The following is an 11,494-nucleotide window of genomic DNA, read 5'->3' as shown; positions in this document are numbered from 1 at the left end:
TTGTTAAAAAGGGGCTGAGGGCATTGCGCCCCCGGCCCTCGAAAGGCCATAGGGCGCGCCATGCAGGATGACGGCTTCACCGAACGCAACCGGCGAGAGATCATCGCGATCGCCACAGCCCATTTCGCGGACAAGGGCTTCGCAGGCGCCCGCGTGGACGAGATCGCCGCCGCGACCGCCACGTCGAAGCGGATGATCTACTATCACTTCGGCAGCAAGGAAGCGCTCTATCGCGCGGTCCTCACTGAAGCCTATCGCGGCATACGCTCGGCCGAACTCGCCGCCGGGCTGGACGACATGCCCGCGATCGATGCCCTGGCGCGGCTGACGGAACTGACGTTCGACTACCACTACGAGCACCCGGAACTCGTGCGACTGGTGATGGACGAGAACATGCGACACGCCCCGCATGTCGGCGAAGTGGTCGAGACGTACAACGAAACGGTACTGCCCGGCACCCGCGCCCTTATCGAACGCGGCGTCGCCGAGGGCACGTTCCGCCCGGGGCTGGACCCGGTCGACCTGCATATGACGATCAGCGCGCTGTCGTTCTACTTCGTGTCCAACCGCTATACGTTTGCGACCATCTTCAAGGTCGATACCACCAGCCCGGCGGCTGCGGCGAAGCGTCGCGAGCAGGTGGTCGCCAACGTCATCGCCTACTGCCGGGCCAGCTAACGCCTGCCTCGCCGGAAGAACGGGCGGAAGACAAAGCCTCCGCCCGTCGATCATACCGCGATCACGCGCTCGCCATCTGCCCGGCTTCCTCGAGCAGGGCAGCGACTTCCTCCGGGTCGCCGAGGACGACGCCGATGCGCTGGTGGAGGCCGGTCGGCTTGGCATCCATGATGCGCGCCTCGCCGTCGATGGCGGTGCCGCCGGCCTGCTCGATGAGGAAGCTCATCGGATTGGCTTCGTAAAGCAGGCGCAGGCGCGCCTTGCCGGGCTTGCGGTGGTCGGAAGGGTAGAGGAACACGCCGCCGCGCTTGAGAATGCGGTGGATGTCCGCCACCATCGAGCCCGTCCAGCGCATGTTGTACTCACCCGCCAGCGGGCCTTCCTCGCAGCCGACGCGGGCATCGACGTAGCGCCGGATGGCCGGTGACCACTGCGCGCGGCGGGCCATGTTGATGGCGACTTCCTTGTTGCCGGATGCGATCTTCAGCGGGCCGTCGGTCATGCGCCAGGCGCCCATTTCACGGTCGAGCGTGAATTCGTAGACACCCGCCCCCAGCGTCAGCACCAACAGCGTCTGCGGGCCGTAGATCGCGTAGCCCGAGGCCACCTGCTCGCTGCCCGGCTGGAGGAAGTCCTCCTCCGTCACCTCGCGCCCGGCCGAATTCTCCGGCGCGCGCAGGACCGAGAAGATGGTGCCGACCGACAGATCGACATCGACGTTGCTCGACCCATCGATCGGATCGAACAGCAGCAGGTATTCGCCCTTGGGATAGCGGTTCGGGATGCGGTGGATGGTCTCCATCTCCTCCGACGCCATGGCCGCGAGGTGGCCGCCCCATTCGTTCGCGTCGAGCAGTATCTCGTTGGCGATGACGTCGAGCTTCTTCTGCACTTCGCCCTGCACGTTCTCCGAGCCGAGCGTGCCCAGCACGTCGCCGAGGGCGCCCTTGGAGATCGCGAAAGTCACCGACTTGCAGGCCCGGGCGACCGTCTCGATGAGGAGGCGCAGTTCGGAAGGGCAGGCGCTGTCCTCGCGCCGCTGCTGTTCGATGAGGAAGCGGGTCAGTGTGATCGGTTGCATCTTGGCCTTTCGCATGGCGCTGCGCCGGGACGGCGTATCTGAAGGTGCATGAAGAGCGGCAGGGATGCGCCGTCACGCCTCCCCCGTTTCTCCGCGACGCGGCGACCATGCGCGAAACTTGCGCAAAACGCTACTTCAACCGCACCGGGTCACGATCCGACGGAGGCAATTCGCCGCAGCGACAACTTGTCCTGTCCGGTTTTCCGGTGTTCGCGGATGCGCAAAAGAAAAGCGCGGCGGATCACCGCCGCGCGAAGATGTCTTCATCGCAGGCCCGTTCCGGCGCGCCCCCGCGAATCGGAGCGCATCACCGGCCGGGCAACTTCGCTCAGCGGGCGCTGGCGAGTTGCACGCGCGAGGGGGTGGAGGCCGTTGCCATGCGCGCTTCGATGCGGGTGCGGATGTCCGCCTTCACCGCCGCGCGGCAGTCCTGAGCCTTGCGCTCGGCCATGAGATGGACGCGGGCCATACCCTCGCCGCAGACCGAGCGGGCAGCCTGGTCCATGCGGATCGCGAGGCGCTGCTGGCCATCGGTGGTGGCAAGGTCGAGACCCTTGAGGTCAAGCATGACCTGATCGCGGGCAAAGGGGTTTTCGTCGGTCGCTGCCGAAGCCGAACCGGCAACGGTAAGGGCACAGGCGGCGAGCGCCATCAGGCCAATCTTCATCATCATCTCCTGCACACATGTCGAGGACCACTCGGACGGCGGCCGCATACGTCATAGCGCTCTGCAGGGGAACTGACAATCTACCGATATCGGCCGGATTCAGCGGCCGCGTACCACCAGTGCGAGTTCGGTGACGTGGCCGAGCAGACCGATCGGCAACTCGGCCTGCTGCGTGCCGGGCGCGTCGGCATCGCTCACGCTGACGGCGATGGTCCGCGCGATAGGGGCGGACCAGACTCGCACCGTCTGCAAGGGCAACACTACCTTCCACGCCTTGCCACCCTCGACAGTCACAGGACGGCCGTTGATGTGCACCGGGGAAGAAGGATCGGAGCGGTGGCCGGAAACTTGCAGGCAGCTACTTTCACCGCACGGCACCAGCTTCGTGGCCGGGCCGGAGGCTGCCATGGCGTTGGAGGTGCCGATCGTAAAAGACGCCGCTGCCGCCATCATGATGGCCATGCGGCGACGGTTTTCTGCGGAGAACACCTCCCGCCGCATCACGAATGCCCCTTGGGACGCGATGCGGGGACGGAGCCTACTGCCTGCGCGCGTGCCGCGATGCCGTCCCGCAGCAACCTGAGAACCGCCGCGCCCATACTGGAAGGGCGGATTTCCTTGGCTCGGAACTGGAACTTCGTGGCTTTACGCATGCTCGGCAGTCACCTTTTCCCCAGGGAAACAAAGGTGACGCGCCGCCGATCGTCACGGCAGACACAAATTTGCAATGAAGGGCATAGATTTCATCTATGCGCGAGGAATCGCCCGAATGCGGCGGAAAACCTCGTCGATGAACAGTTGCGTGGCGGTATCCCGCTCCGGCTCCGCGCGGGCGAGGAGGAAGATTTCGTACGACGGCTCGAAGTCCGCGTGCAGCAGAGGCCAGAGCAGCCCCCGCTCGATCTCCGCGCGCACCGCCGGGACAGGCAGGAAGCCGATGCCCACGCCGCAGACGATCAGCCGCCGGGCCTCGTTGATGTCCTGCGCCAGGCCCGTCACGCGCGCACCCAGCCCGTAGCGGCGGCGCAAGTGGGTGACGATCTCGATCTCGTCCTCGCCGCCGAGGACGAACGCCTCGTCCTTCAACTCGCGCGGCTGGCTGATGCGATAGCCGAACATCGGGTGGCTGCGGCCGCAGTAAAGCTGCTGGCGCTCGACGAACAGAGGTTCGTAGACCAGCCCGCCGCGCACGCTGTTATCATAGCCGATGCCGACCTCCACCTCGCCGCGTTCCAGCGCATCGAGCACCTGCCGCCAGGAGGAAACGCGGATTTCGATGCGAATGCCGGGATGGCGGCGGTGGAAGCTGGCGATGGCCTCGTCGAACTCGGCCGAGACGATGGCCGAAACGATCTGGATGCGCACGATCCCCTCGACCCGGCGGATGGCCTGCGCGATCTGGTGCGGCACGAGGCGGGCGGATTCCAGCATGTCCTCGCACAGCGCCATCATCGCCTTGCCCGCCGCCGTCATCTCGACGCCGTTCGCCGAGCGGACCAGCAAGGTGGTGCCGACGTGGTCCTCGAGCCGCTTGAGCGCGGCCGATATGCTCGGCTGCTGCTTGTTGAGTTCCCTTGCCGCCGCGCCGATCCCCCCGGCGCGCACGATGTCGACGAATGTGCGCATGAGGTTCCAGTCCACCCGGCTGGCGAATTTACGGTCGGTCAGCGGGGTGTCGTCGCTCATGGCAACAGGGGTAGCCGGTCCGAAAGCCGGGTCATAGATGCAATTTATGAAGCGCCCCTGATTGGATGGCACCCAGACGGTACTTAACGGCACCTAAGGGCCCTCTACGCCTGATCACTCTCAATTGTATCGCTGTCATCGACCCATCTTATGACCGTCCAACCGGCGAGGTCTGGAGATGGATTCCCGCCTTCGCGGAAATGACGGCGAGTGTTCAGATCAAGCAAGATCGCGGGCTACCTGGCCCCCTTGCACTACTTCGCGCGCAGTACCGCGTTCGACCACCATGTCAGCGTGTGCTCGTCATGCGCCGAAGTCCAGACGCCCTTGGGGGTCCAGCGCAGCGCCCCGCTGCCCGCCGCCTTGCCCTTGCGCGCGGCGACCGTCATCGCCTTCGGGTCGATCACCGCGAAGACCTGGTCGTCGGTGGTGCGCAGCCAGACTTTGCCCGCGCCGGTATCGACGTCACCCCACTTGAGATTGTCACCGACCTTGATTCGGCCGGCCAGCGTGTTGGTCGCGGGGTCGATCCGCGCGAGGGTGCCGTCGCCCTGCTCCTGCACCCAGACGCCGCCCTCGCCCGCCGCGAGGAAGCCGGGCTCCTTGCCGAGCGGGATCTTCGCGGTGACGGTGTTGGTGGCGGTGTCGATGCGCTGGAGCGACTGTTTGGTGGCGCTCACCGCCCAGACCGCGCCGAAGCCGTAAGTCAGATACCACGTGCCCGGATCGACCGGGACCGAGGCGATCACCGCGTTGGTCGCCGGATCGATGCGGGCGACGAGGCCCCCACGGTCGTCGGCGCCGTTATCGCTGGCGACCCAGACCGAGCCGTCGCCCGCGACCACGTTGAGTTCGCCGCTGGAGGCGATGCCGGTGGGGATGGTGGCGACGATCTTCGCGGTCTTCACGTCGATGCGCTTGACCGCCTTTTCCTCGCAATCGGCGACCCACAGCGAGCCCGCCGTGATCGCCATCGCGCCGCAGGGGTGTGCCGTCGCGACTTCGGCGAGCTTGCCTTTTCGCGACCACTGCTCGACGCGGCCCTTGTTGGTCGCCCAGACGGTCTTGCCGTCCACCGCGAGGAAATCCGCGAAGCCCGGGACCTGAATGACCTCGGGTTCTTTTGCGTGCGCAAAGGCGGGAAATGCCGCCGTGGCAGCCAGAAGCATCAGACCGAACTTGCGCATGGATTTTGCCCCTTTGGTTGCTTGGAGCCCTCTCCCCTTCAGGGGAGAGGGTTGGGAGAGGGGAATGCTCCCGCGCTGGCCCCTCTCAACTGCGGCTAACGGGACAAGCCCGCAAGCCTTCGTATCTCTCCCCGCAAGCGGGGAGAGAGGCTTATACCTTGCTCGCGATGAAGGCGCGCCAACCACCCAGATGCGTGATGTCCTCCGCCCCGGTCAGCGCGCGCGGTTCGGAGACGAAGCCCTTGACCGTGGTGCCGTCCGCCAGCGTCACGTTGCCGATGGCGAGCGGCGCGGGCACGTCGACGGTGAAGCTGCCGAACTCGGCGACGCCCAGTTCATAGACCTCGACCTTGATCGCGGCGCCCGCTTCATCATGCACCAGCGCGGGTTTGGGCGGCACGCTGTCGGCGATGGCATAGAGCTTGTAGGTAGGCGCGGTCTCGAAGGCGCCGACGAATTCGGCGTCGCGGCTGGTCAGTTGCCAGTGCAGCGGCATGTCCTTCAGATGGGCGCCGACGACGGCGAGCTTCACGGTCTGCATCTTTCCCTCCAGATCGAGTGGCGGCGGCGCGGGCAAGTCCGCGACCGCAAGGTAGGCGTCGGCCGCGTCCAGCAAGGCGCGGTCGGTGTCGGCCGGGCCGATCAGGGTGATCCCGAAGCCGGTGGCATTGGCGCGGATACCGGCGGGAACGGCCAGCGCGGCCATGTCCAGCAGGTTCACGAAATTGGTGTAGAGCCCCAGGTTACTGTTGAGCGCGATGGGCGCGGCCAGCATCTCGGAGACACGGTAGGTGGTGCCGGTGGTTGGGAAGGCCATCATGTCGATGTCGGCCCACAGGAGGTCGGCGTGGCGCTTGAGGTCGGCCATGCGGTAGATCCCGTTGAACAGTTCGACCGCGCTCATCGCCTTGCCGGGCTCGACCACCGCACGCACGGTGGGATCGACCGCGAGCGGGTTGGCGGCGAGGATACCCTCCATCGCGGCGGTCCGCTCGGCCACCCAAGGGCCGCCGTAGAGCAGTTGCGCGGCCTCCAGCAGCGGGGCGAGGTCGATCTCGACGAGTTCGCCCAAGGTCGCCAGCTTGGCGAGCGCCTTGTCGTAAAGGTATTCGGACTCGCCATCGCCAAAGAACACCCGCTGTTCGCGGCGCGGCACACCGATGCGCCTCACGGCGAGAGGCTGGTCCGCGAGCGGCTTGGAGTAGGGATCGGCCACATCGAAGGCGGCGACCACGCCGTCCACCAGCCGGGCATCGGCGGTGTCGTCGGTGAAGACGGTGATGCAGTCGATCGTGCGGCAGGCGGGGACGAGGCCGCGCGTGGACCAGCGGCCCTTGGTGGGCTTCATGCCGATCAGGTGGTTGAACGCGGCAGGCACGCGGCCCGATCCGGCGGTGTCGGTGCCGAGTGAGAAGGCCACCAGCCCCGCCGCCACCGCGACCGAGGAGCCGGAACTGGACCCACCGCTGACGTAGTTCAGGTTCGAGGCATTACGCGGAATCCCGTAAGGGCTGCGCGATCCGTTGAGGCCGGTGGCGAACTGGTCGAGGTTGGTCTTGCCCACGCAGATCGCACCCGCCGCCAGCAGGCGTTCGATGACGCCCGCGTCGTCCTCGGGCTCGTAGGCAAAGGCGGGACAGGCCGCCGTCGTCTCGAACCCGGCGACGTCGATGTTGTCCTTCACCGCGAAGGGCACGCCTGCCAGCGGCAGGTCCTCGCCCGCCGCGACGCGGGCGTCCACGGCGGCGGCGGCGTCCAAGAGTTCGCTGCGGGTGGCGCGGCTGATCCATATCTGCGGCTGGACGGCATTGTAGGCCTCGACGCGGGCGAAAGTGTCCTCGGCCACGGCGACGGCGGTGGTCTCACCAGCCCTGACGGCGGCAGCGATTTTCGTAGCGCTCAAACGGGTCATGCGTGTTTCCTCAGGGCGAGCATCGGGGCGCCGGGCTGCAGCGACTGGCCTTCGCGCATGTAGAGCGCCGAAACCGTGCCGCTGCCCGGGCTTTCCACCGCGCATTCCATCTTCATCGCTTCAAGGACCGCAATCTTGTCTCCCGCCGCGACGGTATCGCCCGGCTGCACCAGCAGGCGGGTGACGCTGCCGCCATAAGGTGCCTCGACCAAGTCGGAGCCCTCGGGCAGTTCGATCGCCTCCTCGGCGGGCAGGTCCGCATCGGCGAGATCGGCGGCGTGGTCGAATTCGCCGAGGCGCTCCCACTCGGCGCGTTCCTCGTCGAAGGCGGCCTTGCGGCGCTGTTCGAACTCGGCGATCCCGGCGGCGTTCTCGGCCAGGTAAGCGCGGTAGTCGGCGAGGCGGAATTCGCTCGGCTCGATCCTGAGCGCGCGGCGACCGGCGGGGAATTCGCGGCGCCAGTCGGCCAGTTCCTCCGCGCTGACGGGATAGAAGCGGATCTGGTCGAAGAAGCGCAGCAGCCAGGGCTTGCCTTCGGTGAAGGCGTCCGTCTGGCGGTAGGTGTTCCACACCTGCACGGTGCGCCCGAACAGCTGATAGCCGCCCGGCCCCTCCATGCCGTAGATGCACATATAGGCGCCGCCGATGCCCACGACGTTGGGCGGCGTCCAGGTGCGCGCGGGGTTGTACTTGGTGGTGACGAGGCGGTGGCGCGGGTCCACCGGCGTCGCGACCGGCGCGCCGAGATAGACGTCGCCAAGCCCCATGACGAGGTAGTTCGCCTCGAAGATCAGGTTCTCGACCGCGGCCTGATCGGGCAGACCGTTGATGCGGCGGATGAACTCGATATTGTCCGGGCACCACGGCGCATCATCGCGCACGGTCGCCATGTACTTCTCGATCGTCTCGACGATCGCGGGGTCGCGCCAGCTGAGCGGCAGGTGGACCACGCGCGAGGGGATCGTGAAGTCCTCGAGGTCGCCAAGCCGCTCCTCGGCGGCGATCAGCATGGCGAGCGCCGCCTTCTGATCCATCGCCACACCGTCGAAATGCAGCTGGAGCGAGCGGATGCCGGGCACGATGTCGATGATGCCGGGCGCGGCGAGGCGTTCCAGCTCGGTCATCAGCGCATGGACGCGGATGCGCAGTTCGATGTCGAGCACGATCGGGCCGTATTCGACAAGGATGTTGCGGTCGCCCTGCTGACGGTAGACCGTGCGCGGACGGCCGGGGCCTTCCGGGATTTCCGCAAGGATCGGCGTCATCGTTTCCACGCTGCGCGCCGAGGTGGCCTCCCGCACCGCGCCGGTCACCACGAAAGCGCGCTGGGCGGCATCGGCGGCGGCTGCATCCTCGATGGTGACGGGGGCGAAACGCAGTTTGTCGCCGGGGGCGAGCTGGCCGATCTTCCAGCGGTCCGCCGCGATCACCACGAAGGGGCACACGAACCCGCCGAGCGACGGCCCGTCGAGGCCGAGGATGATCGGCATGTCGCCAGTGAAGTCCACCGCACCGATGGCATAGGGGTTGTCGTGGATGTTGGAGGGGTGAAGCCCTGCCTCGCCGCCGTCAGTGCGTGCCCAGCGCGGCTTGGGGCCGATCAGGCGCACGCCGGTGCGGTTGGAGTTGTAGTGGATCTTCCACTCGGCGTTGAGGACCATGTCCACGTCCTCGGGCGTGAAGAAGTCCGGCGCGCCGTGCGGGCCGTAAAGGACGCGCAAGGTCCATTCGTTGCCGATTGCGGGCAGCGTGACGGCGGGCAGCGCGGCGTCGGTGGGCTCCGAACCGAGGTGGATCGTGTCGCCCGCCAGCAGACGGCGCGCGGCGTGGCCGCCGAACTGGCCCAGCTCGAAGGTGGCGCGGCTGTCGAGGTACGGCGCGATGTCGAGCCCGCCCGCGAACAGGATATAGCCCCGGAAACCGCCCGAGGACGCGCGGCCCATCGCCAGCGTCTGGCCTGCGGCAATGTCGATGGGAACGCCGCGTTCCACCGCCACACCGTCCAGCGTGGCGCCGAAGTCCGCACCCATCAGGCACACGCGGGCATCGGAAACGAAGGCCAGCGTCGGGCCGGTGACGGTGGCCTCAAGCCCCGCCGTGCCCTCGGGATTGCCGAGCAGGCGGTTGCCGAGGCGGAACGACTGGTCGTCCATCGGACCCGAAGGCGGCACGCCCACCGCCCACAAGTGCTGGCGGCCGGGCCAGTCCTGCACCGTGGTCGCGGTGCCGCCGCTGACGACGCGGAAGGCGCGCGGGGTGAACACCACGCCGTCGAGCACCTTGGTCGAGACCTCGCCGCTGGTGAAAGCCGGGGTGCGCACCACGTCGCGCAGCCAGCGCACGTTCGTCTCGATGCCGTCCACGCGGGTGGCGTCGATCGCGCGCCGGGCGGCTTCCACCGCTTCCTCGCGGGTGGGCGCGTGGACGATGAGCTTGGCCAGCATCGGGTCGTACCACGCGCTGACGGTGCTGCCCGCCGAGCACCAGGTTTCGACGCGGATGTCGTCAGGGAATTCCAGCGCGGTCAGCGTGCCCGAAGTCGGGCGATAATCGAGCGACGGGTCCTCGGCGTAGAGACGCATCTGCACCGAATGGCCCGTCATCGTCGGCGCGGGCGCATCGAGGAAGGCGAAATCGCCCGCCGCGCCGCGTACCATCCATTCGACGAGGTCGATGCCCATCACCATCTCGGTGACGCCGTGCTCGACCTGCAGGCGGGTGTTCATCTCGAGAAAGAAGAACTCGGCGCGGTCGGCGTCGTAGAGGAACTCCACGGTGCCTGCCGACCGATACTTCGCGGCCTCGCCCAGACGCACGGCGGCGGCGTAGAGCGCGGTGCGCACGCTCTCGGGCAGCAGCGGCGCGGGCGCTTCCTCGACGACCTTCTGGTTGCGGCGCTGGAGCGAGCAGTCGCGCTCTCCCAGAGCCATGACGCGGCCCTCGCCGTCGCCGAACAGCTGCACCTCGATGTGGCGCGCGCGGCCGATGTAGCGTTCGAGGAAGACCCCGGCGTCGCCGAAGTTGCTCTGCCCCTGCCGCTTCACGGTGGCGAAACCGTCGCGCAGCTGCGCCTCGTCGGTGCAGACGCGCATGCCGATGCCGCCGCCGCCTGCGGTGGCCTTGAGCATGACCGGGTAGCCGATCGACGCGGCGGCGCTGACCGCCGCTTCCTCGTCGGTGAGCAGGTCGGTGCCCGGCGCCAGCGGCACGTCGTGCGCGGCGGCCAGCGCGCGGGCGCTGTGCTTGAGGCCGAAGGTGCGGATGTTGTCGGTGGTCGGGCCGACGAAGACGATGCCCTCCGCCGCGCAGGCCTCGGCGAACTCGACGTTTTCGGCCAGGAAGCCGTAGCCGGGGTGGATTGCCCCTGCCCCGGTCTTCTTCGCCGCGGCGATGATGGCGGGAATGTTGAGGTAGCTTTCCGAAGCCTTCGCCCCGCCGATGAACACGGCCTCGTCGGCTTCGGATACGTGGTTGGAGTTCTCGTCCGCCTCGGAATAGACCGCGACGGACTTCAGGCCCATGCCGCGCAGCGTGCGGATGATGCGGGTGGCGATCGCGCCCCGGTTCGCGATCAGGACGGTGTCGAAGCTCATGCGGTGACGATCATCCGGACTGGAGTGGGGTTGAAGCCGTTGCAGGGGTTGTTGACCTGCGGGCAGTTGGAGACGACGACGATCACGTCCATCTCCGCCCGCAGGTCCACGGTCAGGCCCGGCGCGGATATTCCGTCGACGATGCCCAGCGACCCGTCGGGTTCGACAGGAACGTTCATGAAGAAGTTGATGTTGGAGACGATGTCCCGCTTGCCGCGCCCTTCGAGGAGGTTGGCCTCCAGGAAGTTCTCGACGCAGGCGTGTTCAGACTTTGTGTGATGACCGTAGCGCAAGGTATTGGATTCGCACGAGCACGCGCCGCCGATGGTGTCGTGGTAGTCGACCGAGGTGGCGGCGATGGTCATCAGCGCATTGCCCTCATTCGAAAGCAGCTTCGTGCCTTCGCGCAGGAACAGGTTGCCCTGCGCCGCGACGGTGTCCTGCGCGGAGTAGCGCTCGGCATCATCGGCGGCGGAATAGAGCAGGAAGTCGACGGCCTGATTGCCTTCAAGATCGACGATACGCAGTGTCTGCCCGGCCTTGACGTGATGCAGCCAGGGCGCTCGGGCGGGGACGACGACGTCGTGGAGAACGGTGCCGGTGAGGCCGGACATGTGAGGATCGGTGCTCATGATCGCGTGTCCCTTGTTCAGCGGCGGAAGTAGTCTTCGACGTTCTCGAAGGCGCGCA

10 protein-coding genes are annotated in these 11,494 nt (G+C 67.2%); 1 reads left to right on the top strand and 9 read right to left on the bottom strand.

The genetic code is table 11. The features are described from left to right. The first annotated feature begins 60 nt into the window (after positions 1–60). On the top strand, positions 61–678 hold the full coding sequence (locus HWN72_RS24000) for a TetR/AcrR family transcriptional regulator (protein WP_036525054.1): 618 nt from the start codon (positions 61–63) through the stop codon (positions 676–678). Between the two features lie 61 nt (positions 679–739). Here HWN72_RS24000 and HWN72_RS23995 read toward each other — a convergent pair whose 3' ends face one another. From HWN72_RS23995 to HWN72_RS23955, 9 genes are all read right to left on the bottom strand, one after another. Further along, positions 740–1,759 (bottom strand): class 1 fructose-bisphosphatase, encoded by a 1,020-nt coding sequence (locus HWN72_RS23995; protein ID WP_036525317.1) that lies wholly within the window; start codon positions 1,757–1,759, stop codon positions 740–742. Between the two features lie 328 nt (positions 1,760–2,087). After that, positions 2,088–2,426, bottom strand: coding sequence for a UrcA family protein (locus HWN72_RS23990; RefSeq protein WP_008831935.1), 339 nt, complete (start codon positions 2,424–2,426; stop codon positions 2,088–2,090). A gap of 99 nt (positions 2,427–2,525) precedes the next feature. Next, complete coding sequence (locus HWN72_RS23985; protein WP_008831936.1) at positions 2,526–2,927, bottom strand: hypothetical protein; 402 nt, start codon at positions 2,925–2,927, stop codon at positions 2,526–2,528. Then, complete coding sequence (locus HWN72_RS23980) at positions 2,927–3,079, bottom strand: hypothetical protein (RefSeq protein ID WP_172705143.1); 153 nt, start codon at positions 3,077–3,079, stop codon at positions 2,927–2,929. The genes HWN72_RS23985 and HWN72_RS23980 overlap by 1 nt, the downstream gene beginning before the upstream one ends. 94 nt (positions 3,080–3,173) lie before the next feature. Continuing rightward, positions 3,174–4,112, bottom strand: a complete 939-nt coding sequence (locus tag HWN72_RS23975) for a LysR family transcriptional regulator (RefSeq protein ID WP_008831937.1) — start codon at positions 4,110–4,112, stop codon at positions 3,174–3,176. A gap of 254 nt (positions 4,113–4,366) precedes the next feature. Next, positions 4,367–5,299 carry a YncE family protein gene (locus HWN72_RS23970; protein WP_211151588.1) on the bottom strand — a complete coding sequence of 311 codons (933 nt, stop codon included), beginning with the start codon at positions 5,297–5,299 and terminating at the stop codon, positions 4,367–4,369. A 151-nt stretch (positions 5,300–5,450) separates the two neighbouring features. Next, positions 5,451–7,211: an allophanate hydrolase gene (gene atzF, locus HWN72_RS23965; protein WP_211151587.1), complete on the bottom strand. Its 1,761-nt coding sequence runs from the start codon at positions 7,209–7,211 to the stop codon at positions 5,451–5,453. Beyond that, on the bottom strand, positions 7,208–10,804 hold the full coding sequence (gene uca, locus HWN72_RS23960) for an urea carboxylase (RefSeq protein ID WP_211151586.1): 3,597 nt from the start codon (positions 10,802–10,804) through the stop codon (positions 7,208–7,210). Before uca ends, atzF begins: the two co-directional genes overlap by 4 nt. After that, positions 10,801–11,436, bottom strand: coding sequence for an urea amidolyase associated protein UAAP2 (locus HWN72_RS23955; protein WP_211151585.1), 636 nt, complete (start codon positions 11,434–11,436; stop codon positions 10,801–10,803). The genes uca and HWN72_RS23955 overlap by 4 nt, the downstream gene beginning before the upstream one ends. Between the last annotated feature and the right edge of the window lie 58 nt (positions 11,437–11,494).

The sequence above is a fragment of the Novosphingobium sp. HR1a genome (genome assembly GCF_015594425.1).
Lineage (GTDB): Bacteria > Pseudomonadota > Alphaproteobacteria > Sphingomonadales > Sphingomonadaceae > Novosphingobium > Novosphingobium resinovorum_A.
This window is presented reverse-complemented; position numbering and strand designations above follow the sequence as displayed.

Excerpts from the sequence above, each read along its gene's own strand:
- HWN72_RS24000 (WP_036525054.1), top strand. The coding sequence starts at position 61 with ATGCAGGATGACGGCTTCACCGAACGCAACCGGCGAGAGATCATCGCG.
- HWN72_RS23995 (WP_036525317.1), bottom strand. The coding sequence starts at position 1,759 with ATGCAACCGATCACACTGACCCGCTTCCTCATCGAACAGCAGCGGCGC.
- HWN72_RS23990 (WP_008831935.1), bottom strand. The coding sequence starts at position 2,426 with ATGAAGATTGGCCTGATGGCGCTCGCCGCCTGTGCCCTTACCGTTGCC.
- HWN72_RS23985 (WP_008831936.1), bottom strand. The coding sequence starts at position 2,927 with ATGCGGCGGGAGGTGTTCTCCGCAGAAAACCGTCGCCGCATGGCCATC.
- HWN72_RS23980 (WP_172705143.1), bottom strand. The coding sequence starts at position 3,079 with ATGCGTAAAGCCACGAAGTTCCAGTTCCGAGCCAAGGAAATCCGCCCT.
- HWN72_RS23975 (WP_008831937.1), bottom strand. The coding sequence starts at position 4,112 with ATGAGCGACGACACCCCGCTGACCGACCGTAAATTCGCCAGCCGGGTG.
- HWN72_RS23970 (WP_211151588.1), bottom strand. The coding sequence starts at position 5,299 with ATGCGCAAGTTCGGTCTGATGCTTCTGGCTGCCACGGCGGCATTTCCC.
- atzF (WP_211151587.1), bottom strand. The coding sequence starts at position 7,211 with ATGACCCGTTTGAGCGCTACGAAAATCGCTGCCGCCGTCAGGGCTGGT.
- uca (WP_211151586.1), bottom strand. The coding sequence starts at position 10,804 with ATGAGCTTCGACACCGTCCTGATCGCGAACCGGGGCGCGATCGCCACC.
- HWN72_RS23955 (WP_211151585.1), bottom strand. The coding sequence starts at position 11,436 with ATGAGCACCGATCCTCACATGTCCGGCCTCACCGGCACCGTTCTCCAC.